The sequence below is a fragment of the Dyella solisilvae genome (genome assembly GCF_003351225.1).
In the GTDB taxonomy this organism is placed as follows: domain Bacteria; phylum Pseudomonadota; class Gammaproteobacteria; order Xanthomonadales; family Rhodanobacteraceae; genus Dyella; species Dyella solisilvae.
Genome location: NZ_QQSY01000002.1, coordinates 457,928 through 482,380, shown reverse-complemented (window position 1 = coordinate 482,380; position 24,453 = coordinate 457,928). Strand labels below are relative to the sequence as shown.

At 66.5% G+C, this 24,453-nt stretch carries 15 protein-coding genes; 8 read left to right on the top strand and 7 right to left on the bottom strand.

Annotated elements, in window-relative coordinates; all coding sequences use genetic code 11:
- Positions 1-245: 245 nt before the first annotated feature.
- Positions 246-1,541 (bottom strand): amidohydrolase, encoded by a 1,296-nt coding sequence (locus tag DVT68_RS09400; RefSeq protein ID WP_114824814.1) that lies wholly within the window; start codon positions 1,539-1,541, stop codon positions 246-248.
- 212 nt (positions 1,542-1,753) lie between these two features.
- On the opposite strand from DVT68_RS09400, the gene DVT68_RS09395 reads away from it, so the two are divergent.
- Positions 1,754-3,430 (top strand): AMP-binding protein, encoded by a 1,677-nt coding sequence (locus tag DVT68_RS09395; protein WP_114824813.1) that lies wholly within the window; start codon positions 1,754-1,756, stop codon positions 3,428-3,430.
- An 11-nt stretch (positions 3,431-3,441) separates the two neighbouring features.
- Here DVT68_RS09395 and DVT68_RS09390 read toward each other — a convergent pair whose 3' ends face one another.
- The 4 genes from DVT68_RS09390 to DVT68_RS09375 form a co-directional block, all read right to left on the bottom strand.
- The gene (locus DVT68_RS09390) at positions 3,442-5,148 is read right to left on the bottom strand and encodes a putative bifunctional diguanylate cyclase/phosphodiesterase (protein WP_233523412.1); all 1,707 of its coding nucleotides are present in this window, start codon (positions 5,146-5,148) and stop codon (positions 3,442-3,444) included.
- 275 nt (positions 5,149-5,423) lie between these two features.
- Positions 5,424-5,801, bottom strand: a complete 378-nt coding sequence (locus DVT68_RS09385; RefSeq protein WP_114824811.1) for a peptidase C13 — start codon at positions 5,799-5,801, stop codon at positions 5,424-5,426.
- A 142-nt stretch (positions 5,802-5,943) separates the two neighbouring features.
- A complete protein-coding gene (gene zapE, locus DVT68_RS09380; protein ID WP_114824810.1) occupies positions 5,944-7,062 on the bottom strand; it encodes a cell division protein ZapE in 1,119 nt (372 codons plus the stop codon).
- A gap of 73 nt (positions 7,063-7,135) precedes the next feature.
- Positions 7,136-7,825 (bottom strand): alpha/beta hydrolase, encoded by a 690-nt coding sequence (locus DVT68_RS09375; RefSeq protein ID WP_114824809.1) that lies wholly within the window; start codon positions 7,823-7,825, stop codon positions 7,136-7,138.
- A gap of 57 nt (positions 7,826-7,882) precedes the next feature.
- On the opposite strand from DVT68_RS09375, the gene DVT68_RS09370 reads away from it, so the two are divergent.
- The gene (locus DVT68_RS09370) at positions 7,883-8,467 is read left to right on the top strand and encodes an acyl carrier protein phosphodiesterase (RefSeq protein WP_114824808.1); all 585 of its coding nucleotides are present in this window, start codon (positions 7,883-7,885) and stop codon (positions 8,465-8,467) included.
- 247 nt (positions 8,468-8,714) lie between these two features.
- Here the strand turns inward: DVT68_RS09370 and DVT68_RS09365 are convergent, their stop codons facing one another.
- Positions 8,715-9,236, bottom strand: coding sequence for a c-type cytochrome (locus tag DVT68_RS09365; protein WP_425477489.1), 522 nt, complete (start codon positions 9,234-9,236; stop codon positions 8,715-8,717).
- A gap of 341 nt (positions 9,237-9,577) precedes the next feature.
- Here DVT68_RS09365 and DVT68_RS09360 point away from each other — a divergent pair, with 341 nt between their 5' ends.
- The 5 genes from DVT68_RS09360 (at position 9,578) to chrA (ending at position 21,634) form a co-directional block, all read left to right on the top strand.
- Positions 9,578-10,828, top strand: coding sequence for an efflux RND transporter periplasmic adaptor subunit (locus DVT68_RS09360; RefSeq protein ID WP_114824806.1), 1,251 nt, complete (start codon positions 9,578-9,580; stop codon positions 10,826-10,828).
- A 173-nt stretch (positions 10,829-11,001) separates the two neighbouring features.
- A complete protein-coding gene (locus tag DVT68_RS09355) occupies positions 11,002-14,238 on the top strand; it encodes an efflux RND transporter permease subunit (protein WP_114824805.1) in 3,237 nt (1,078 codons plus the stop codon).
- Between the two features lie 369 nt (positions 14,239-14,607).
- Positions 14,608-17,733: an efflux RND transporter permease subunit gene (locus DVT68_RS09350; protein WP_114824804.1), complete on the top strand. Its 3,126-nt coding sequence runs from the start codon at positions 14,608-14,610 to the stop codon at positions 17,731-17,733.
- 331 nt (positions 17,734-18,064) lie between these two features.
- Positions 18,065-20,293: an NADP-dependent isocitrate dehydrogenase gene (locus DVT68_RS09345; RefSeq protein ID WP_114824803.1), complete on the top strand. Its 2,229-nt coding sequence runs from the start codon at positions 18,065-18,067 to the stop codon at positions 20,291-20,293.
- A 120-nt stretch (positions 20,294-20,413) separates the two neighbouring features.
- Positions 20,414-21,634 (top strand): chromate efflux transporter, encoded by a 1,221-nt coding sequence (gene chrA / locus DVT68_RS09340; protein WP_114824802.1) that lies wholly within the window; start codon positions 20,414-20,416, stop codon positions 21,632-21,634.
- An 8-nt stretch (positions 21,635-21,642) separates the two neighbouring features.
- Here chrA and DVT68_RS09335 read toward each other — a convergent pair whose 3' ends face one another.
- Positions 21,643-22,641, bottom strand: a complete 999-nt coding sequence (locus DVT68_RS09335) for a hypothetical protein (RefSeq protein ID WP_114824801.1) — start codon at positions 22,639-22,641, stop codon at positions 21,643-21,645.
- 230 nt (positions 22,642-22,871) lie between these two features.
- Between DVT68_RS09335 and DVT68_RS09330 the strand changes: the two genes are divergently transcribed.
- Positions 22,872-23,918 carry a TraB/GumN family protein gene (locus DVT68_RS09330; RefSeq protein WP_114824800.1) on the top strand — a complete coding sequence of 349 codons (1,047 nt, stop codon included), beginning with the start codon at positions 22,872-22,874 and terminating at the stop codon, positions 23,916-23,918.
- Positions 23,919-24,453: the final 535 nt, after the last annotated feature.

The window sequence follows — 24,453 nt, the reverse complement described above, 5'->3', positions numbered from 1 at the left end:
GCGTTTCTGGGAGGCCAGCGCAATACGTGGGGGTATGTGCCTGACGGAACGGGATGTGGCTCCGCTACATCGGCTCTTGCTGTCGGCACGCCGAAGAGGGTCCGTGGCGGACACAGGCTTTCGCTGCGGGATTCGAGCCAGTCTCAGTCGTACGCGAAACGCATCCTCAAACGACGAAGCGATCTCTCTGGGAGCGGGATCGCTCGCGTGATGACGTGCTGGCCAACGGCCTGGCTCAGCGCCGCTCAGGTAGCCGGCGTGTTGAGGTAGTCCAGCGTCGCCTGCAGCATCGACTCCATGCCGATCTTCAGGGCGCCTTCGTCCATGAAGAATTTCGGCGAGTGGTTGGCGGGCGCCTTGGAGGCGTCCTGGCCGACCGGGGTGGAGCCGACGAAGAAGTACACGCTGGGTACTTCACGGGCGAAGTAGGCGAAGTCTTCGGAGGCCATCCAGGGCTTGGCTTCGATCACGTGCTCGTTGCCAATGGCCTTGCCGATGCTGGTGCGTACGCGCGCGGCAAGCGCCGGGTCGTTGACCAGCACGGGGTTGCTGTCGCCCACCGGGATCTGCGCGTCGACGGTGGCGCCGTTGGCGGCGGCGACGTGTTCGGCGATGCCTCTCAGGCTGTCGAACGCCTGCTGGCGCATCGCCGTGTCGAAGGTGCGCAGCGTGCCCTGCAGTTCCACCTGGTCGGGCACGATGTTGTAGCGGCTGCCGCCTTCGATGATGCCGAAGCTCAGCACCGCCGGCAGCTCGCCGATGTTGAGCTTGCGGCTGACGATGGTCTGCGCGTCATTGATGATCTCGGCCGCGGTGACGATCGGATCGACGCCGTTCCACGGCATCGCGCCGTGGGTCTGGCGTCCATGCACCACCAGCTTGAACCAGTCCGAGCCGGCCATGGTCGGACCCGGGCGCACCGCCACCGTGCCGGTGTTGAGCGAGCTGACCACGTGCATGCCGAACATCGCATCCGGCTTGAAGTCACGGAACACGCCCTCCTTGAGCATTAGCGAGGCGCCGCCCTGCTCGCCGGCGGGAGCGCCTTCTTCCGCGGGCTGGAACACGAACATCACTTCACCCGGCAGATCCTTCTTCATGCCGGCCAGCACGGTGGCCAGGCCGAGCAGCATGGCGGTATGCGCGTCGTGACCGCAGGCGTGCATCACGCCGGTGGGCTTGCCGCGGTACTCGCCCATCGCCTTGGAGGCAAACGGGAGGTCCACTTGCTCGGTGACCGGCAGCGCGTCCATGTCGGCGCGGATGGCCAGTTTCGGCCCGGGCTTGCCACCCTTGAGAATGCCGACGACGCCGGTGTGCGCGATGCCGGTATGCACTTCCAGGCCCAGCTTTTTCAGTTGCGCGGCGACCAGCGCCGCGGTGCGCGTCTCGCGGTTGCTGAGTTCCGGATGCTGGTGGATGTCGCGGCGCCACGCGGTGACCTGCGGAAGCTCGCCCTGCACGAGCTGGGTGGTGTCGGCGGCGTGGGCGGCGCCGGCCAGGGCGGTGGTCATGGCAAAGGCGAGGGTGTGCAGGCGCATGAGGTCTCTCCGCGGAACGAAGCCTGATCCTAGCGCGCTACCCGCCACCATTTACAGGAGGGCGTCCTGTGCGCGAAATGTGGCCGCCGCACCGGGGCCATACTCCCGTCCCCCAAGGACCCAAGCTCACACGTCGCTCCCCGACAAAGGTCGAAATCGGGGGCTCACGGGGCCGATGCTATGCTCGAGCGCCGACCCTCGAGAATGGTTCCATGCGCGCGGCAAGCTATGTCAACGGGGTGAGTTTGCAACCGCTGCTGGGCGACACTGTCGGATCGCTGCTCGATCGCATCGCCGCCGCGCATCCGGAACGTCCGGCGCTGGTGGTTCGCTCGCAGGGTGTGCGCCTGAGTTACAGCGAGTTCCATGCGCAGGTCGAGCAGGTGGCCGCCGGTCTGCTGGCGTTGGGTCTGCAACGAGGCGACCGCGTGGGCATCTGGTCGCCCAACCGCGCCGAGTGGGTGGTGCTGCAGTTCGCGGCGCCGAAAGCCGGGCTGATTCTGGTCAACATCAATCCCGCCTATCGCCTGCACGAACTGGAGTACGCGCTCAACAAGGTCTCCTGTCGCGCGCTGGTGTTGCCCCGTCGCTTCAAGGCATCGCACTACCTGGACCTGCTGATGGAGCTGGCGCCGGAGCTGAACGTCTGCGCGCCGGGAGCCCTGGCCAGCAGCCGGCTTCCGGCATTGCGCGAAGTGATCCTGCTCGATGAAGACGCTGCGCCGGGTACGCGAGCGTGGCGTGAACTGGCCGAATGCGGCAATGCCGAGGCGGTCGCGCGACTGCACGCGCTGGAGCAAGCGTTGGGTTTCGACGACCCGGTGAATATCCAGTTCACTTCCGGCACGACCGGCTCGCCCAAGGGCGCCACGCTCACGCATCACAACATCGTCAACAACGGCTACTTCATCGGCGAGGCGATGCGCCTTACCGAGCAGGATCGGCTGTGCATTCCCGTGCCGTTCTACCACTGCTTCGGCATGGTGCTCGGCAACCTGGCCTGCGTCACGCACGGGGCCTGCATGGTGATCCCGGGCGAGGGCTTCGACGCGGTGTCGACGCTGGAGGCGGTGCAGGAGGAACGTTGCACCGGCCTGCACGGCGTACCCACCATGTTCATCGCCGAGCTGGAGCATCCGCGCTTCAAGGAATTCGATCTCAGCTCGCTGCGCACCGGCATCATGGCCGGCTCGCCGTGCCCGATCGAAGTGATGCGACGCGTGGTGGGCGAGATGCACATGAGCGAGGTCACCATCGCCTATGGCATGACGGAGACCAGCCCGGTGAGCTTCCAGACCACGCTCGATGATCCACTGGAGCGGCGCGTGGACAGCGTGGGACGCATCCATCCGCACCTTGAGGTGAAGCTGGTGGACGAGGGCGGCCGACTCATTCCGCGCGGGACGCCCGGTGAACTGTGCACGCGCGGCTACTCGGTGATGCTTGGCTATTGGGAAGACGAGGCGCGCACGCGCGAGGCTGTCGACGAAGCCGGCTGGATGCATACCGGCGATCTGGCGGTGATCGACGACGATGGTTACTGCACCATCGTCGGGCGCCTGAAGGACATGATCATCCGCGGCGGCGAGAACGTGTATCCGCGTGAGATCGAGGAATTCCTGTACACGCACCCCAAGGTGCAGGACGTGCAGGTGTTCGGCGTGCCGGATGCGAGGTTCGGCGAGCAGGTGTGCGCCTGGGTCCGCCTGCGCGAAGGCTGCCAGGCCACTGAGGCGGAGATCCAGGATTACTGCCGCCACCACCTGGCCTACTTCAAGGTGCCGCACTACGTGCGATTCGTCGACTCGTTTCCGATGACCATCACCGGCAAGGTGCAGAAATACCTGATGCGTGATGCGATGGCGGAGTCGTTGGCCAACCCACGGTAGGAGGGGCCCTTCTACGCGCGGCTGGCCTGACGCGAGGGCAGGCCGGATTGCCGGGCCAGCCAGTCCGGCAGTTCTTCTGCCGGCATCGGCCGGGCGATATGGAAGCCCTGCGCCTCGTCACAGGCCATGCCCAGCACGCTGTCGTACAGGTGGGAGGTTTCCACGCCTTCCACCACCACGCGAAAACCCAGGCTTCGCCCCAGCTCGGCGACCGAGCGGACGATCGCCTCGTCATGGCGGCTGGCGCCCATGTCGCGCACGAACGACTGGTCGATCTTCAGGCTGGTGGCGGGCATCTGCCGCAGCGCGGCGAGGTTGCTGTAGCCAGTGCCGAAATCATCGATCGCGATGCCGGCGCCCAACTGGCGCAAGGTAGTGAGATGGCGGCGGTTGGTCGCGCTGTGTTCCATCAGGGTGCTTTCGGTGAACTCCAGCTCCAGCGCATCCAGCCCGATCTTGTGCTGTTCGGCGACCTGACACACACGCCCGACCAGGTCAGCATCCAGGTCGGTGCTGGAGACATTGAGCGAAAGCCGGAAGTCGTGTCCCTGCCGGCGCCAGTCGGCGAGCTGGGCGATGCCATGTTCCAGCACCCACTGGGTCAGCGAGTGCATCAGGCCGGCGCGTTCGGCAAGGCCGACGAACAGGCTGGGCGGGATCGTCCCCAGCGTCGGGTGATGCCAGCGCGCCAATGCCTCCACACTGACGCAGCGCCCGCTGTTGAGATCCACCCGGGGCTGGTAGTGAAGGTCCAGCTCGGCGCGCTCGGTCAGCGCGGCGGCCAGCTCGGTGACCAGGAAAAAATCCTGCCGTTGCTGATCGTCCTGGCGGTGGTCGTACACCGCCCAGCCGCGAATGCTGCGCTGTGCGGCGTGCGAGGCGTTCATCACCAGTCGCAGCGGATCGCCTCCGCGCAGCTGCCGTTCGTCGATCTGCAGCAGGCCCACGCCAGGCTGGATGGTCAGCGGGATGCCGAGGCAATCGAACGGTCGACGCAACTGTGCGACCAGGTCGTCGAGCCGGTCCGTCTCGTCGATCAGATGCTGCGCCGGAAGCACCGCGGCGAATCGAGTGGCGCCGACTTGATACAGGTGCGTGCCGGGCGGGATCCAGGCGAGCGCGCGGTTGGCCACCGCGCGCAGCAACTCGTCCGCGTAGGCGTGGCCCATGGCGCGTATGAAGGCGTTGAAACGCTGCACCGGCGCCACGTCGATGGCGATCACCCAGGCATGCGGCGCGCCATCGTGCAACTGTCGGCGCAGGTCGTCGAAGAAGGCGAAGCGGTGCGGCAGCTGGGTGACCGGATCGGTGCGTCCCAGGTAGCTGCGCAGCACCACGCCGGCGCCGATCAGTGACGCGGCGTCACGCAGCGACATCCGCTCGCCTTCGGTCAGGGCTTCGCGCGGCTTCACGTCCATCACGCACAGCGCCCCGATCTGCTGGCCGGTGAGCGTGCATACCGGCTCGCTCGCGAAGAAGCGGATGGGTCCCGGCGCCGCCGCGAGGTTGAGCGCCGCGCCACGGAAGCGTTCGTCAAGCAGGGTATCGGGCACGATGTGCGGGTGCAGGCTGCGAGCGGCTTCGAGATAGAGCGGGTGCAGGCCGCGCGTGTCGTGGGTCGGCAGTTCGGCGCCGTTGGCAAACCAATAGGCCGAGCCGCCGCTGAGCACCAGCGAGACCAGCGGCACATCGAGCGAGCGCGAAATCAGGCGTACCACCGCATCGAAGCCGGGAACAGCGAAGCTGTCGGGCGAGGCATCGAGCGTCGATACCCGCGCAACGCCCTGCGCGACGGATTCTCGTCCGGCCGTGTGCAGCCCGGGTCTATCCCCGCGGTCGTTTGCATCGCACCTTCACCCCTGTCAGAACCGGCGACCCCTCTCCGGTCAGCCGAGGCTACTGTAGGGGTGTTGCGCGCCGCAATGCGACAGACGGAAGGCCAATCCGTTGCGTCGCGCGGGTGCGGCTATGCCGAAAGCATCGGCCATCGGCGCTATTTCTTGATGCTGAAGTCGATCTCGATCGGGTACGGCCGTGGCGCCGCCGGTGGTGGCGGCAACGTCCAGCTGCTGAACTGTCCGGCCATGCATTTGGCTACCGCGGTCTGCGGCTGCACATCGATGTGCTCGAGTCGGCCGTCGGCGGTCACGTTCGCCACCATCGTGAACGGCGACGGGTCAGCGGGCGTGTTGCTCGCCAGGCAGGACTTGTAGGCGTCGGTGGTCGGGTTGCCGATGCGATCCCACAACGCCTTCTGGTAGCCCGGGCCGGTGGCGGCGCTCTCCGCCAGCTTGGCCTGGGACACTCGTGCCTGGAAATCGTCGCTGAGGGCGGGGCTCAACTGCAGGGCGAGGGCGAGCATGACGGGCATGGCGGCTCCGGGCGTGCGTGGAGCCGACACCTTATTGCATCCGCTTGCAGGAGCGCACCCTGCGCGACCTGGTGGTCGGTTGCAGGCGCAACCAACAAGCTTGCGATCGCGCGCCGGGCGCCCTCCTGCATCGAGGAGTCGCTTACGGGAGGTGCGCGCTGGCGAGGTATTCCTCGCTCTGCATTTCGATCAGTCGCGACTCGGTGCGACCAAACTCCGCGCGCAGGCGCTCGCCGTCATACAGCTCGGTGATCGGTGCGGCGGCGGACAGGATCAGCTTCACATGCCGGTCGTAGAACTCGTCCACCAGCAGCACGAAGCGGCGCGCCGCATCGTCGGTGTAGATGGTGAACTGCGGCACGTTGGAGATGATCACCTCGGGGCCCGCCTTGGCCAGCTCGATATAGTCCGACACTGCCCGCGGGCCTTCGCACAGGGCGGCGAAGTCGAACCAAAGAATGTTGTCCGCGCGCTTGCGCACCGCGACCGGTCGCTCGTTGAGGATGATCTCGCCGCCGTCCTGCACCTCACCCTCGGCCTGGCTGGCGAAGATGCGCGCGAGTGCGCGCTCGGCCTCGGGCCCGGGCGGCGTGTGGTACACCGGCGCCTGGGTCAGCGCGCGCAGGCGCCAGTCGTGCGACGAAATCATCTGCACCACGTGGCAGTGCTTTTCGATCAGCGCGATGGCGGGCAGGAAGCGTGCCCGCTGCAGGCCGTCCTTGTAGAGGTTGGACGGCGCCGTGTTGGAGGTGGTCACCAGGCTCACGCCACGATCGAACAACGCCTGCAGCAGCGTGCCCAGGATCATCGCATCGCCGATGTCGTTGACCAGGAACTCGTCCAGGCACAGCACGCGGCAGCGCGACGCGAGGTTGGCGGCTACTTCGAGCAGGGGGTCCTGCCGCTCGCCCAGCGCACGCAACTGCTCGTGAACCTCGCCCATGAAGCGGTGATAGTGCCGGCGCAGCGCCATGCCGTGGGGCAGGCTGGCCACGAACAGGTCCATCAGGAAGGTCTTGCCGCGGCCGACGCTTCCCCACAGGTACAGGCCTGGCACGCCATCGCGAGCGTCGTTGCCGAGCAGCGACTTCAGGCGTCCGAACAGCCCGCCGTTGCCGCTGGTCGCTGCGGCGATCAGCGCGCCGTGCATGCGGTCGAATTCAGGCAGCAGCGCCTGCTGCGCCGGGTCGGTCTCCCAGCGGTGCGCGGCGACGCCTTCTTGGTAACGCGCGCTGGGCGCGAGCAGGGGGGTATCACTCATGGGTACGGCAGGCTTCTCGTGGCGTCGCGCGCATGCGTCGGCGCCGGGACAGGCGAAAATGGCGGGTGGGGCATCAGTCCTGCCGCAACGGCGGCAACCAGGGCTGCACTTCGTGCTTGATCGCGCCGCGCAGGTCCATCAGGCGGCGGTGGAAGAAATGGCTCGTCTCGGGCATGCGCACCAGTTCCGGCTTGCGCGCCATGCCGTCGATCCAGTCGAACACCGCCTGCGGGTCGACCACCTCGTCCTCCTCGCCCTGGACCACCAGCCACGGGCAGGTCGGCAGTTCGAAGCCCTCGAACGGCCAGCGCCCGGCCGGCGGCGCGATGCTGATCAGCGCGTCGGCGTGCAGGCGCACGGCATTGCGGATGGAGACATAGCTGCCGAATGAGAAGCCGGCCAGCCACACGGCGTCGCGCGGCCGCACGCGACGCACCCAGGCCACCACCGCGGCCAGGTCGTCGCCCTCGCCGTTGCCGTGGTCGTAGACACCTTCGGAATCGCCGGTGCCGCGGAAATTGAAGCGCACCGTATCCAGCCCCGATTCGCGCAGCGAGCGCTCCACCATGGTCACCACCTTGTTGTGCATGGTGCCGCCCTGCAGCGGGTGGGGGTGGCAGATCACGGCGGTTCCGCGACGGGCCTCTTCGGGTACGGCCACATCGCTGATCGCCTCGAGCTTGCCGGCGGGGCCCTGCAGCGCGAAGCTGGCAGCCAGCTCGGGGAATTGATCGGGTTGGGTGGGGAGCATGACGGGATTCATAACCATGATGATAACCGCCACGTATGTCCATCGTTCAGGCCGGACAAGGTGGCGCCCATGAATCACCTGGCCCACACGCTGCTGGCGGGTGACGACGAGCTGCTGCAACTGGGCGGCCTGATGGGCGATTTCGTCCACGGCCGGCCCGATTCGGCCCTTCCGGCGAATGTGGTTGCCGGCATCCGCCTGCACCGCGCCATCGATGTCTTTACCGACAGCCACCCTGAGGTGGCCGCGGCACGCGCCCGCCTGCCTGGGGAGTACCGGCGCTACGGCGGCATCCTGCTCGACATGTGGTTCGACCACCTGCTGGCGCAGGACTTTGCGCGCTGGAGCGAACACCGCCTGGAGGACTATTCGCGTTCGGTTCGCGCCCTGCTGCATCGTCACGAGGCCCTGCTGCCGCCGGGCCTGCTTCGCTTCCGACACTACATGGACGCCCACGCCCTGCCGGCCGGCTACGCCCGCCCGGAGGAGATGGCCGCTGCGTTTGACGGCATTTCCTATCGCCTGCGCCGGGCCAATCCGGTCGCCGCCGCGCTGCCGGTGCTGACCGGGCTGGATACGCCGTTACGGGCGCATTTCGAGGCATTTTTCCCGCAGCTGCAGGTGTTTGCGCGGGAGTGGATCGAGGCGCAGTAGCTTCGGAGGTCGGGCCAAGGCGCGACCTTGCTCCCTCTCCCCTCTGGGGAGAGGGTTGGGGCATTGCCACCTTTACGGTGGTGAGGGGCCAATCTTGCGGCAGGTTTGAATCAGTGAGAGCTTCGTAGCAAGGGGATCGCGAGCACCCGCCCCTCATCCCAACCTTCTCCCCGGAGGGGAGAAGGGGCCAACGAAAAACGCCGCCCAGAGGGCGGCGTTTTATCGAAAGCTTGATTGATCAGGCCACTTACTTGGCCTGATCCACGATCCACTGCACCGCAGCCTTCACCTGGGCGTCGGTCAGCGCAGGATTGCCGCCGCGAGCCGGCATCATGTTGCCATCCGGGCCCTTGAAGCCTTCGGTGGCGTGCTTGACCAGGGTGTCGATGCCCTGGGCGATGCGCGGGCCCCAGTTGGCCTTGTCGCCCAGCTTCGGCGCGCCCGCCACGCCTGCGGTATGGCAGCTGTGGCACAGGTTGTCGTAGATGGTCTTGCCGTCGGTGGTGCCGCCGTAGGCGACCTGCGAGGCGGCGGCCTTGGCGGCGGCTTCCTGGGCGGCCTGCATGGCGGCGCGTCCGGTGTCGCCCGCGTACACCGCGCCCGCCGGAGCGATGCGCTCGGCGACCTGCTGGGCAGTTTGCGGATTGGTTTCCTTCGGCTCGTGGTCGTAAATCCACCAGGCGCCAACGATCAGCAACAGGGTCAGCACACCCAGGCCGGCGATCAGCAACGAAAAGCTGCGCATGAAGCTCTGGTCGGACTTGGTCAGGGAACCGCTCACGCAATCACTCCATATCTAATGGACGGCCTTGCGGCCGGGTTGGGCATAGGTTCAGACAGTAAGAAGCGAAGTATAGACGAAGCCCGGGGCAGTTTTCAGTCGGCTGGGACAACCCGCCTCAGTGCTGACGAAATCGGCCGTTTCATGCCGGTTTCGTCATTTTGAAGCGATTGTCTGGCAAAACCCTGCCATCGGTCATAGGGCACCCATGTCAACTGGCATTGTCCAATACCGTTGAACAGACCCTATGCTTTCACCCGACATACGAGTCAGGCGCGGACTGCGCCGGTGGGGTCGGGTGGGCCTGCCTTTCATTCTGGGAGTTTTTCATGTCGCGTTTTTGGAAGATCGCGCTGATCGTTTTGGCTGTGATCGTGGTGGGGGCAGTGGGCTTCCGTTTGCTCCATAAGCCGGGCGCCGAGGATGGCGCGCAGGCACAGCAGGGCGGGCAGCGCGGTGGCAAGGGTGGCCAGGACAAGGACACGCCGGTGCCGGTCACCGTTGAGCCGGTGGTCAAGCAGGACGTGCCGGTGTACCTCACCGCGCTCGGCACCGTGCAGGCGCTCAACACCGTCACCATCAACCCGCAGATCAGCGGGCAGATGCTGAGCATCAATTTCAAGGAAGGCCAGGAAGTGAAGAAGGGCGAGCTGCTGGCGCAGATCGACCCGCGTCCGTTCCAGGCCGCCTATGACCAGGCCGAAGCCAAGCAGCAGCAGGACGAGGCGCAGCTGGCCACCGCGCAGAGCACGCTCAAGCGCAACGACGCGCTGGTCGCCAAGGGCTACGTGGCCCAGCTGGACATGGACACCTACCGCAACAACGTGGCCAACCTGGCCGCCAGCGTCGCGGCGGACAAGGCGGCCATCCGTTCGGCCAAGGTCAACCTGGACTACACCCGCATCATTTCGCCGATCGACGGCGTGGCGGGCATCCGCAACGTCGACCCGGGCAACGTGGTGACCACCACCACCGCCGTGGTGACGCTGACCCAGATCCATCCGATCTACGTGATGTTCAACCTGCCCGAGCAGAACCTGGAGATGGTGCGCCAGGCGTCCGGCGGCGACGACCCGCTGGAAGTGCTGGCGCTGGACCGCGCCGACGCGCATCCGATCGCCACCGATGGCCAGCTCAACGTGGTGGACAACCAGATTGACACCACCACCGGCACCTTCAAGCTGCGTTCGGTGTTCCAGAACGGCAAGGGTGACCTGTGGCCGGGCCAGTTCGTCAACGTGCGCCTGAAGGTGCGCACGGTGAACGGCGGTCTGGTGATTCCGGCGCAGGCGGTGCAGCGTGGTCCGGATGGCGACTACGTCTACCTCGTGCAGCAGGACCAGACGGTCAAGATGCAGCCGGTCAAGGTGGCCGGTGAAGTGGGCGACAGCCACGTGATGATCGGCTCGGGCCTTGCGCTCAACGAGCAGGTGGTCACCGAAGGCCAGTTCCGCCTGAAGCCGGGCAGCAAGGTCAAGGCGCTCAAGCCGGGCGAAGTGCCGGCTGCGCCGACCGCTTCCGAGGTGGAGAAGGCCAAGAAGCGCGCCCAGCAGAACGGTGGCGGTCGCCGCGGCGGCTGATCGCCGGAGCGATGACGGGGCGAAGGTTCGGTCCCATGAGCAGTGACGAAGCGACAACCCGGCGGATGTTCCAGGGCGGCCCCACCGCCCCGCCGGGTGGTTCGTCCCTGCGAACCTGCGTGGCGCGCCGGATGCGCGCCTCCAATACTCAGCCCTAATTGACGGCCACCCCGATGGGATTCTCAACACTCTTCATCCGCCGACCGATCGCGACCTCGCTGCTGATGGTGGCGGTGTTGCTGCTCGGCATCCTCGGCTACCGCCAGCTGCCGGTATCGGCGCTGCCCGAGATCGACGCGCCCAGCCTGGTGATCACCACGCAGTATCCGGGCGCCAGCGCCTCGACCATGGCGGCGCTGGTCACTACGCCGCTGGAGCGCAACTTCGGCCAGATCTCCGGCCTGACCATGATGACCTCCGACTCGTCGGCGGGCCTGTCCACCATCGTGCTGCAGTTCGCGATGGACCGTGACATCGACATTGCGGCGCAGGACGTGCAGGCGGCCATCAACCAGGCGCGCGGCACGCTGCCCGCCACGCTGCCTTATCCGCCGGTGTACAACCGTGTGAACCCGGCCGACGCGCCGATCATCACGCTCAAGCTCACCTCCGACAGCCTGCCGCTGCGCGACGTGAACAACTACGCCGACTCGATCCTCGCGCAGAAGCTCTCGCAGGTGCAGGGCGTGGGCCTGGTGTCGATCGCCGGCAACGTGCGCCCCGCGGTGCGCGTGCAGGTGAACCCGTCGCAGCTGGCCAACCTCGGCCTCACCATGGAGGACGTGCGCAGCGCGCTCACCGAGGCCAACGTGAACGCGCCCAAGGGCACGCTCAACGGCGCCACGCAGTCCTACAGCATCGGCACGAACGACCAGCTGGCCACTGCCGCCGAGTACAAAGACACGATCATCGCGTACAAGAACAACGCGCCGGTGCGTCTGTCCGACGTGGCCAACGTGGTCGATGGCGTGGAGAACGACCAGCTGGCCGCCTGGGCCAACGGCAAGGCCGCCGTGCTGCTGGACATCCGCCGCCAGCCCGGCGCGAACATCGTCCAGACGGTCGAACAGATCCGCAACATCCTGCCGCAGCTGCGCGCGGTGCTGCCGGCCGACGTCCATCTGGACGTGTTCGCCGACCGCACCATCACCATCCGCGCCTCGGTGGAGGACGTGCAGTTCACCCTGATCCTCACCATCTTCCTTGTGGTGGCGGTGATCTTCGTGTTCCTGCGCCGCCTGTGGGCGACGATCATTCCGTCGGTGGCGGTGCCGCTGTCGCTGATGGGCACGTTCGGCGTGATGGCCTTCACCGGCATGTCGCTGGACAACCTCTCGCTGATGGCGCTGACCGTGGCCACCGGCTTCGTGGTGGACGATGCGATCGTGATGATCGAGAACATCGTTCGCTACATCGAGCAGGGCAAGGAAGGCAAGGAAGCGGCCGAGATCGGCGCGAAGGAAATCGGCTTCACCGTGCTGTCGCTGACCGTGTCGCTGATCGCGGTGTTCCTGCCGCTGCTGCTGATGCCCGGGGTCACCGGTCGCCTGTTCCACGAGTTCGCGTGGGTGCTGACCATCGCGGTGGCCATCTCGATGCTGGTGTCGTTGACGCTGACGCCGATGATGTGCGCCTACCTGCTCAAGCCCGACGCGCTGCCGGAAGGCGACGATGCGCACGAACGCCACGCCGCCGCCGGCAAGAAGACCTGGTGGTCGCGCCTGGTGAACCTGTACGAGGGTTCGCTGGACTGGGTGCTGGCGCACCAGCGCCTGACCATCATGGTGGCGGGCATCACCGTGGTGTTCACCGTGTTCCTCTACATCGTGATCCCCAAGGGCCTGCTGCCTGAGCAGGACACGGGCCTGATCACCGGCGTGGTTGCCGCCGACCAGAACGTGGCGTTCCCGCAGATGGAGCAGCGCACCAAGGCGGTGGCCGATGCCCTGCGTCGCGACAAGGCAGTGACCGGCGTGGCGGCTTTCATCGGCGCCGGCTCGATCAACCCGACGCTCAACCAGGGCCAGCTCAGCATCGTGCTGAAGGATCGCGGCGATCGCGATGGACTGGAGCAAGTTGTGGCGCGCCTGCAGAAGGAAGCCGCCGATATTCCGGGCGTGGCGCTGTACCTGAAGCCGGTGCAGGACGTGACGCTGGATACCCGCGTGTCAGCGACCGAGTACCAGTACTCGATGTCCGACGTGAACTCGGCCGAGCTGTCCGGCTATGCCACGCAGATGACCCAGGCGCTGCGCGAGCGACCGGAACTGGCCGACGTGGACAACAACCTCGCCGACCAGGGCACTTCGCTCAAGCTCACCATCGACCGCGAGAAGGCCAGCCGACTGGGCGTGCCGGTGCAGACCATCGATGACACGCTGTACGACTCGTTCGGCCAGCGCCAGATCTCCACCATCTTCACCCAGCTCAACCAGTACCGCGTGGTGCTCGAGGTGGCCCCGCAGTTCCGCTCCAGCACCGCGCTGCTCAATCAGCTGACGGTCAAGAGCAACGGCAGTGGCGCGCTGACCGGCAGCAATGCCACCAGCTTCGGCCAGGTGGCGTCGAGCAACTCGTCGACGTCGACGGGTCTGGGCGTGGCCAACACCGGCGTGGTGATCGGCGCGGGCGGCACGATTCCGCTGGCTTCGTTGGCGAAGGCCGAGGTGACCAACGCGCCGCTGGTGGTGAGCCACCAGCAGCAGCTGCCGGCAGTGACCATCTCGTTCAACCTGGCGCCGGGCTATTCGCTGTCCGAGGCGGTCAAGGCGATCCACGACGTGGAGCAGAACCTCAACTTCCCGCCGCAGGTGCGTGGCCAGTTCATCGGCAAGGCGGCGGAGTTCTCCACCTCGCTGACTAACGAAGTACTGCTGCTGATCGCCTCCATCGTGGTGATCTACATCGTGCTGGGCGTGCTGTACGAGAGCTACATCCACCCGCTGACCATCATCTCGACGCTGCCGCCGGCCGGCGTGGGCGCGCTGCTTGCGCTGATCCTGTGCGGCATGAGCCTGTCGGTCGATGGCATCGTGGGCATCGTGCTCTTGATCGGTATCGTCAAGAAGAACGCGATCATGATGATCGACTTCGCCATCGAGGCGCAGCGCGAGGGCATGAAGCCGCATGAGGCGATCCGTCGAGCCTGTCTGCTGCGCTTCCGTCCGATCATGATGACCACCGCGGCGGCCATGCTGGGCGCGTTGCCGCTGGCGCTGGGCAACGGCATCGGCGCGGAGCTGCGCCGTCCGCTGGGCGTGTCCATCGTGGGCGGCCTGCTGCTGTCGCAGCTGGTGACCCTGTACACGACGCCCGTAATCTACCTCTACATGGAACGTTTCTCCGACTGGCTGCGCGAGCGCCGCGAACAGCGCGAGCTCGCCCGGGCGCAGACGCGGGGCGCGATGTGAGGCGACCTAGTGTGGCCCGGCATGTACCGGGCCGCAGGAAAAACTCTCAAAGGGGCGCGGCCGTCACGGCGCGCCCCTTTCGGCGTTTCCAACCCCCCGCACTCTCTGTAGGAGGGCGCCCTTTGCGTGGCCACGGTGCTTCGGTTCGGCGCGCGAGGGTCGTATTCGCGAGCCTGGTGCATTTCCCCCAGCTAAGGCCGCGCAAAGGGTGCGCTCCTACAGTGAGGGATGCGGCATCAACCAAATCGGCTGTCATGCGTTGAGCAGTCCATGTGCGGTATATACGTTTCTTCGTGCGTGCGCCGGTTCGGCCCACGGCTTCTGTGAACATCGCCGTGCCCGGCGTGCAGCTCCTGGCTTTCTGATCGCATGAATATCTCCGGCCCCTTCATCCGCCGCCCGATCGGCACCTCCCTGCTGGCCATGGGCGTGTTCGCGGTGGGCCTGATCTGCTACCTCCTGTTGGGCGTGGCGGCGCTGCCGAACATGCAGTTCCCGGTGATCTTCGTGCAGGCCCAGCAGGCCGGCGCCAGCGCCGCCACCATGGCATCGACCGTGGCCGCGCCGCTGGAGCGCCACTTGGGCCAGGTGCCGGGCATCGACACGCTGCGCTCCAACAGCTCGCTGGGCAGCACTCAGGTATTCATGATGTTCGAGGCGGGCCGCAACCTCGACTCGGCCGCACGCGACGTGCAGGCGGCCATCAACGCGGCCCAGTCGGACCTGCCCAGCGGCCTCAACGCGCCGCCGAGCTACCAGAAGGCCAACCCGAACGACGACCCGATCATCGCCTTTGCGCTGACCTCGGATACGCAGTCGGCGCGCGATCTCTACGACGTGGCCGACTCGCTGCTCGCGCAGCACCTGCGGCAGCTCGAAGGCGTGTCGGAGGTGGACATCCTCGGCGCCGCCACCCCGGCCATCCGCGTCGACGTGAATCTGCGCCTGCTCAACTCGCTGGGGCTGTCGCCGGACCAGCTGCGCAATGCACTGACCGCCGCCAACGTCACCTCGCCGGTGGGCTTCCTGTCCAACGGGCAGACCACCATGTCGGTGAGCGCGAACGACTCGCTGCACAACGCCGAGGACTTCGCCAACCTGGTGATCGCCTCGCACAAGGGCGTGCCGGTGCGCCTTTCCGACGTGGCCAAGGTCTACGACGGCACCCAGGACGCCTACCAGCGGGCCTGGTACCAGGGCAAGCCGGCGATCCTGATGTATGTCTACCGGCAGTCCAACGCGAACATCATCGGCACCGTGGACCGGGTCAAGGCGGCCGTGCCGGTGCTGCGCAGCTACCTGCAGCCGGGCACTACGCTCAGCCCTTACTTCGATGGCACGCCGACCATCCGCGCCTCGCTGCACGAAGTGCAGGCCACGCTGCTGATCAGCCTGGCGATGGTGATGCTGACCATGGCGATCTTCCTGCGCCGCCTGGCGCCCACCCTGATCGCCACCGCCGCCGTGCCGCTGTCGCTGGCCGGCGCGGCGATCGTGATGTACCTGTTCGGCTTCACCCTCAACAACCTCACCCTGCTCGCGCTGGTGATCGCGATCGGCTTCGTGGTGGACGATGCGATCGTGGTGATCGAGAACATCGTGCGCCACATCGATCAGGGCATGACGCGCATGCAGGCGGCGCTGGCCGGCGCGCGCGAGATTGGCTTCACCATCGTCTCCATCACCGCCTCGCTGGTGGCGGTGTTCCTGCCGCTGCTGTTCATGAGCGGCATCACCGGCCTGTTCTTCAAGGAATTCACCGTCACCCTGGTGGCGGCGATCATTGTCTCGGCGCTGGTCTCGCTGACCCTCACCACCTCGTTGTGCGGCCAGTTCCTCAGCAGCCACGAAGAGGATAAGCCGACCACGCGCGTGGGCATCGCGCTGGAGAAGTTCCAGGCCGGCATGCTGGCGGTGTATTCGCGCGCGCTGAAGTTCTCCATCAAGCACGCGCTGGCCTTCGCGCTTACGCCGCTGGTGTTGATCGGCGTGACCATCTTCCTGTTCGGCGTGGTCAAGACCGGCATGTTCCCGCCGCAGGACACGGGCCTGATCCGCGGCCGCGCCACCTCCGGCGCGACGGTCTCGTTCCAGGATTCGGTGGCGCGCCAGCAGCGCCTGATCGATATGCTGCTCAAGGACCACGACGTGGCCCGCGTCGGTTCGCGCCTGGGCACCAGTCGCCAGGGCGCGTCAGGCACCTTCGACATCGAGTTGAAGACGCATGCGGAAGGGCGCAAGGACGACACCTTCGCCGTGCTGGCCCGGCTGAGCGCCAAGGCGGCGCGCTATCCCGACCTCAACGTGCGCCTGCGCCCGATCCAGGACCTGCCCAGCTTCGGTGGCGGTGGCACTGGTCAGGGCGCGCAGTACCAGGTCTCGCTGCAGGGCGACAGTCCGGAGGAACTTCAGGAATGGCTGCCCAAGCTGGTGGCGGCGCTCAAGAGCAACCCCAAGCTCAAGGATGTCGGCAGCGACATCGACGACGCTGGCCTGCAGCAGAACATCGTGATCGACCGCGACAAGGCCGCGCGCCTCAACGTCGGCATCGGCACCATCGACGGCGCGCTGTACAACGCCTTCGGCCAGCGCCAGATCAGCACCATCTACTCCGACCTCAACCAGTACAAGGTGGTGGTCAACGCGCTGCCGAACCAGACCGCCACGCCGGCGGCGATCAATGCGATCTACGTGGCCAGCACCACGGGCCAGATGGTGCCGCTGACCGCGTTCGCGACGCAGCAGCCGGGCCTGGCGCCGACCCAGATCACCCACGAAAACCAGTACACGCTGATGAGCATGAGCTTCAACCTCGCGCCAGGCGTGAGCATGGGCGAGGCTTTGCAGATCATCCAGCAGACCGGCGCGCAGATGCGCCTGCCAGGCAACATCCGCATCAACATCGGCGGCGACTTCCGCCGCTTCCAGCAGTCGCAGAGCGGCATGCTGTGGCTGCTGCTGGGGGCGGTGGTGGTGGTCTACATTGTGCTGGGCATGTTGTACGAAAGCCTGATCCATCCGGTCACGATTCTCTCCACGCTGCCAGCCGCAGGCGTGGGCGCGCTGCTGGCGCTGTGGATCACCGACACCGAGCTGTCGGTGATCGCGCAGATCGCGCTGGTGCTGTTGATTGGCATCGTCAAGAAGAACGCGATCATGATGATCGACTTCGCCCTGGTGGCGCGCCGCGAGCAAGGGCTCAGTCCGCAGGATGCGGCCTACGAAGCCAGCATGGTGCGCTTCCGTCCGATCATGATGACCACCATGGTGGCGATCCTCGCCGCCGTGCCGATCGCGGTGGGCCTGGGCGAAGGCTCGGACCTGCGCCGTCCGCTGGGCATCGCGCTGATCGGCGGCCTGCTGATTTCGCAGAGCCTCACCCTGCTGAGCACGCCGGCGCTGTACGTGATCTTCTCCTGCTTGTCCGATCGCTTCTCGGCCTGGCGCGCGCGCCATCGCCAGCCCAAGGCGCTACCTGCTGGCGAGGCTGCCTGAGCCTCGCCTTGCCCGTGTAGCAGGGCGCCTTGTGCGCGACTGCGGCGCCGATGGCTGTCGTGGTCGCGGATTTTCACGCCAGATCGATAGCCGCGTCGTCGCGTCGCAGGCGCTTCGCTCACAGGGCTGCGCCTGCACCATACGGCGGCGCATTGTGCGGTGCAGCGCTTTCGCGCCCGGCACGAAAACGCCACAATGAGGGACTTTCGTCCGCGCTGATCGCCCCCAACTGAGGTGACTCCGGACGATTCATCGGTCCACGTGTGTCGCGCCGCCCGGATGGGCGCGCGGCGCCATCTTGGTCAAGTTGTCGCCAGCGAGGTCATTGAGAATGTCGAACACGCCGAAGATCATCTACACGCTTACGGACGAAGCTCCGTACCTCGCTACGCAGTCGCTGCTGCCGATCATCAAAGCCTTCACCGGCACCGCCGGCATCGCCGTGGAAACCCGCGACATCTCGCTGGCCGGCCGCATCATCGCGCAGTTTCCGGACACGCTGCCGGAGCACCAGCGGATCGCCGACGATCTCGCCGAACTGGGTGAACTGGCCAAGACGCCCGACGCCAACATCATTAAGCTGCCCAACATCAGCGCTTCGATGCCGCAGCTGAAGGCCGCGATCAAGGAACTGCAGGGCCAGGGCTACGCGCTGCCGGACTATCCGGAAGAACCCAAGGACGTCGCCGACTGGAACGTCAAGGCGCGCTACGACAAGGTCAAGGGCAGCGCGGTGAACCCGGTGCTGCGCGAAGGCAACTCCGACCGCCGCGCGCCGCTTTCGGTGAAGAACTACGCGCGCAAGCACCCGCACAAGATGGGCGCGTGGAGCAGCGATTCGAAGTCGCACGTCGCCCACATGGACGGTGGTGATTTCTACGGCAGCGAGAAGTCCACCACCGTCGCCAAGGCCACCACCGTCAAGATCGAGTGGTTCGGCAAGGACGGCAGCAGCAAGGTGCTCAAGGAGAAGACCGCGCTGAAGGACGGCGAGATCATCGACGCCGCCGTGATGAGCCGCAAGGCGCTGGCCAGCTTCATCGACGCGCAGATCGAAGACTCCAAGAAGCAGGGCGTGCTGTTCTCGGTGCATCTGAAGGCCACCATGATGAAGGTGTCCGACCCCATCATGTTCGGCGTGGTGGTGAACGAGTTCTACAAGGACGTGCTGGCCAAGCACGCCGAGGCCCTGAAGAGCGTGGGCTTCGAGCCGAACAACGGCATCGGCGACCTGTACGCACGCCTCGGCTCGCTGCCGCAGGCGACGCAGGACGAGATCCTGGCCGGCATCAAGGCCGAGTACGCGAAGCGTCCGGCCGTGGCGATGGTGAATTCCGACAAGGGCATCACCAACCTGCACGTGCCGAGCGACGTGATCGTCGACGCCTCGATGCCGGCGATGATCCGCGACTCCGGCAAGATGTGGAACACCGAAGGCAAGCTGCAGGACACCAAGGCGGTGATCCCCGACCGCAGCTACGCCGGCGTGTACCAGGTGGTGATCGAGGACTGCAAGGCGCACGGCGCATTCGATCCGGCCACCATGGGCAGCGTGCCCAACGTGGGCCTGATGGCGCAGGCCGCCGAGGAATACGGCTCGCACGACAAGACCTTCCAGATCGCCGCCGACGGCGTGGTGAAGGTGATCGACGAGGCCGGCAACGTGCTGCTGGAACAGCCGGTGGAAGCCGGTGACATCTGGCGCATGTGCCAGACCAAGGACGCGCCGATCCAGGACTGGGTGAAGCTCGCCGTGACGCGTGCGCGCCTCAGCAACACGCCGGCCGTGTTCTGGCTCGACGGCAACCGCGCGCATGACCGCCAGGTGATCGCCAAGGTCGAGCGCTACCTCAAGGACCACGACCTCAGCGGCCTGGACATCCGCACGCTGTCGCCGGTCGAAGCCACCCGCTTCTCGCTGGAGCGCATCCGCAAGGGCCAGGACACCATCTCGGTGACCGGCAACGTGCTGCGCGACTATCTCACCGACCTGTTCCCGATCATGGAGCTGGGCACCAGCGCCAAGATGCTCTCCATCGTGCCGCTGATGGCCGGTGGCGGCCTGTTCGAGACTGGCGCGGGCGGTTCGGCGCCCAAGCATGTGCAGCAGTTCCTGGAAGAGGACTACCTGCGCTGGGATTCGCTGGGTGAGTTCCTCGCCATCGCCGCGTCGCTGGAGCATCTGGCCAACCGCTACGACAACGCCGATGCGCGCGTGCTCGCCAAGACGCTGGACCAGGCCAACGGCAAGATCCTCGACAACAACAAGTCGCCGGCGCGCAAGGTGGGCGAGCTCGACAACCGCGGCAGCCACTTCTACCTCGCCATGTACTGGGCGCAGGCGCTGGCCGAGCAGAACGACGACGCCAAGCTCAAGGCGAAGTTCGCTCCGCTGGCCAAGGCGCTCACCGAGAACGAGTCGACCATCGTCGGTGAACTCAACGGCGCGCAGGGCAAGACGGTCGACATCCAGGGCTACTACCACGCGAACCTGGGCCTGATCGACCAGGCGATGCGTCCAAGCAAGACCCTCAATGACGCGCTGGCGTCGCTGGGTTGATCGTTCGACCCACGGTGTGACCCGGGAAGGCCGCGCAAGCGGCCTTCCTGTTTTGTGCCCATTGTTTCTCCGTAGAAGCATCGCCCGCTTTCGTCACCTCATTACGCTACGCTGCCGCGCATGAGCGCATCGATCCCTGATCGCATCAACACGGCCAATGCGCGCGTACGCGAGGTATTCCTCGCGTTCCTCTCGTTGGGCCTGCGCTCCTTCGGCGGACCCATCGCGCACCTCGGCTACTTCCGTCGCGCCTTCGTTGAGCAGCGACGCTGGCTGGATGATGCGCGGTTCACAGAATTGCTTGCGCTATGCCAGTTCCTGCCCGGGCCGGCGAGCAGCCAGCTCGGTTTCGCCATCGGCCTGTCCCGCGCGGGTTGGCTGGGTGGCCTGGCCGCGTTCGCTGGCTTCACCTTGCCGTCGGCGCTGTTGATGCTCGGTTTCGCCTGGTGGGCGCCCTATCTCCATGGCGTCTGGGGACAGGCCTTGCTGCACGGGCTGAAGCTGGTGGCGGTGGTGATCGTCGCCCAGGGCGTGCTCGGCATGTGGCGCACGCTGGCGCCGGACACGCCTCGCCGGGCGTTGGCGATCGGTGCTGCACTCGTGCTGTTGTGGCAGCCGCAGGCTTGGACCCAGGGCCTGGTGATCGTGATCGCGGCCCTGCTGGGGCCCTGGCTGTGCAGCCAGGTCCATGCAGCCGTGGACGCGCAAGCAGCGCCCCGTCGTGACACCGGCGTCGCGCCGCTGCTGTTGGCTGCCTACGCGATCCTGCTGCTGGCGGCGCTGGCCATCGGCACGCGTGGCGCCTGGCTGGTGCAGACAGCGGCGGCTTTCTATCGCGCGGGCGCCCTGGTGTTCGGCGGTGGACACGTGGTGCTGCCATGGCTGCGCGAGGCACTGGTGGCGCCGGGCTTCATCGACGAAGACCACTTCCTGGCGGGCTACGGGGCGGCCCAGGCCGTGCCCGGTCCGATGTTCTCGCTGGCTGCCTACCTGGGCAGCCAGATGCACGGTGGCCGGGGCGGCGTGGCCGGCGCATCCGTTGCACTGCTGGCGATCTTCCTGCCCGGCTTCCTGTTGCTGGGCGGTGTGCTGCCGTACTGGCGGCGCTTGTCTGCGCGCGCGGGCGCCGTGCGGATGGTGGCGGCGATCAATGCCGCCGTGGTGGGAATCCTCGCCGCCGCGTTCTATCGGCCCGTCTGGACGGGCGCCGTGCACGACGCGGCCGATGTGCTGGTGGTCGCCAGCGGCTTCGTCATGCTGGTCGCCGGGCGGCAGCCGGCGTGGGTTGCGGTACTGTGGTGCCTGCTGGCCAGTGGCTTGCGCCACTGGCTCGGAAACTGACACCAGCTTCAATGCTGGTGGCAGGCGGTGCAGGAAAAGGCGCTGCCAAGCATGATCGTCGTGGCGGGCTTCTGGCCGGGAACGACTGGCCTGTTGAAAGTTGCCACGTTCACCTGGGCGTCGCGGATGCGCTGTTCCAGCACCTCGCGGTAAGGCCACTGCGCGTAGTCGGGGGAGCGGCGCGCCAGGGCGTAGACCTTGCGCGCGGTCTCCCAGTCGCCGGCCTTGGTCAGCATGTCGCCCATGTTGAGGATGAAGCCCTCCTCGTTGTGCGGCGCCGTGGCGGAGTTGAGGCATGCGCGCGCATCGCGCGTGCCCGTGGTGGCGCCGTGCACGGCCGAGGCGAAACGGTCGAGGTCGGCGCCACGGCGGTCGAGGGTGGTATGCGCACAGACCTCGAGATTCTTCCATTGCAGTTCCAGTGCCTGCCTGAATCCCTCACTGTCCGCCGGCTGGTTGCTGGCGACGTAGCCGGCAGTGAACAGGTTGAAGGCTGGCCAATCCTTGACCGCCTGCTGCATCACGGCTGCGCCCTGCTGGCGCAGGACATCGTCGCGATCGATCTGTGCCTCGGCCAGCATGGCGGAGGCCAGGAAGCCACGGAAGCGGGCATCTTCCGGATCCAGCGCCGCCGCCCTGGCGAAGTACTTGCGCGCCAGCACCAGGTCGTCGGTGATGGTGGCCGGCGTGTGCTCGAGCCGGCTGCGCTCCGAGGCACGCCACATGTGCAGCCAGCCCACATGCGCCGCCGTCTGGGCATCGTTCGGATTGCGCAGGTAGGCGACGGTCTCCGATTCCAGCGCCTCCTGCAGGTGCGCATAGTCGCCACGGTGGAAGGTGTCGAGGAATTGCTGGTCGGCCTGCACGGCGGCCGGCTGGCGTGCGCCGCCATCCGGCGCCTGCGCCATGGCCAGTCCCGCGACGAGGCAGCCGGTGATGGCCGCGGCGGCGACCAGGGCGACGGGAAGCAACGGTTGAAGCGGTCGCAACAGGGACGAACGGATCATGGCGCAATCCTTGGCAGGTGAAGGTGGCGACAGCGTGCCCCGTGGGCCTGCCCGCGGGCAGCGCGACCTATCAGCCATCGTGATTGACAGCTGTCATGCGGGGCGAGCCACGCGTATACCGTTAACAGGCCCTAAGGGGCGCATGAACGCAGGACACCTTGCCGCGGTCGATATGGCCAGGGCTGGCGGATAATCCCGGTCCGACACGTTCACTAGCCACGGAGCAATGCATGCGTTCCACGCTGTTCGTCTGTCTGCTCGCCTTTTCCGCAAGCGTGCCTGCATGGGCGCAATCGACTACCGCGCCGGCGCCGCCCTCCACCACCGCGGCCACCAACCTGGAAGGGGTGACCGTCACCGGCGTGCAACCTGGTCCGGGCCTGTGGAAGGTGAGCAAGGGCGATCATGTGATGTGGGTGCTCGGCACCTTGTCGCCGCTGCCCGATCACATGCAGTGGAAGACCGACGAGGTAGAGCAGACCATCGCCGAGTCGCAGGAGGTGCTGGGTCCGCCGTCGGTCGCGCTGAAGCCCAAGACCAATTTCTTCGGCAAGCTGTTCCTGCTGCCCTCGCTGATCGGCGCCCGCAAGAATCCCGATGGTCAGACGCTGCAGCAGATGGTGCCGGCCCCGGATTACGCGCGCTGGCTGGTGCTCAAGCAGCAGTACCTCGGCAACGATCGCAGCATCGAAGACTGGCGGCCGATCTTTGCCGCGGTGGAGCTGTACGACAAGGCGATCAAGCGCCACGGCCTCACGTCCTCCGGCGGTGTGAAGGACGCCGTACGCGACCTGGCCAAGAAGCACAACGTGAAGTTCACCACGGCGCGTTACACCATGCTGGTGGAGGAACCGCGCACCGCGGTAAAGACTTTCAAGACCTCGTCGATGGATGATCGCGAATGCTTCGGCCGCACGCTGGATACGGTCGAGCGCGACATGGGGCGCATCACCGAACGCGCCAACGCCTGGGCCACCGGCGACATCGAAACACTGCGCGGACTGCCGATGAACGACCAGCGCGAGGCCTGCATTTCCGCGGTCACCGAGGCGGGCTTCGCCAAGCAGCTGGGTTTTAACGACGTGCAGCAGAAGGCGCAAGCGACGTGGATGGAGGCCGCGCAGCAGGCGCTCGCCAACAACACGCAAACTTTCGCCATGCTGCCGATGGAAGAGGTGCTCTCGCCGCATGGCCTGATCGCGCGGTTGAAGGCGCAGGGTTATCAGGTGGAGGCGCCGGATGGCAGTGATGCGGAGGGTGTGGCGCCGGCGCAATAGTTTGGTGTTGGAGGGATGGGGTTTTGTGGGCGCTGTTGCGTCGCGCTGGCCGGCATTTCATCGCGCCCCCGAAAGGGGCGGCGCGGGCTGTGACTTACACTTTTCGCGCACCCTTTCCTAGCTCGTCATCCCAGCGAAAGCTGGGATCCAGTGACTTTGCTCTCGGCTTTTGATGTGGTGCAACCGCCAGCGTGCTCGCCTGCGGCGGGCTTCCGCAGCCCTGCCGGGCAGCGGGTCACTTTTCTCTGCTGTGGCCAGAGAAAAGTAACCAAAAGAGAGGCCACCCGATGGCGCGCCTTCCGGGCTAACGCCCTCCAGGTTCGCGGGCGGGTTCCGGGGTTTGTCGACAGGGCGTCCTGCCCTGACGACAAACTGGCTCGCATCCCTGCGAGCCACCCTTCGGGCTATTCCTCCACCCGCCCGCCGCGCCATAGGGGAGGGAAGTCAAAAGCTAGAGCGAAAAACCAAGAGCCAAGAGCCAAGAGCACAGGGCCAAGAGCCAGGCGCGAATTCGGCTCCATAGGAGCCATGGGGT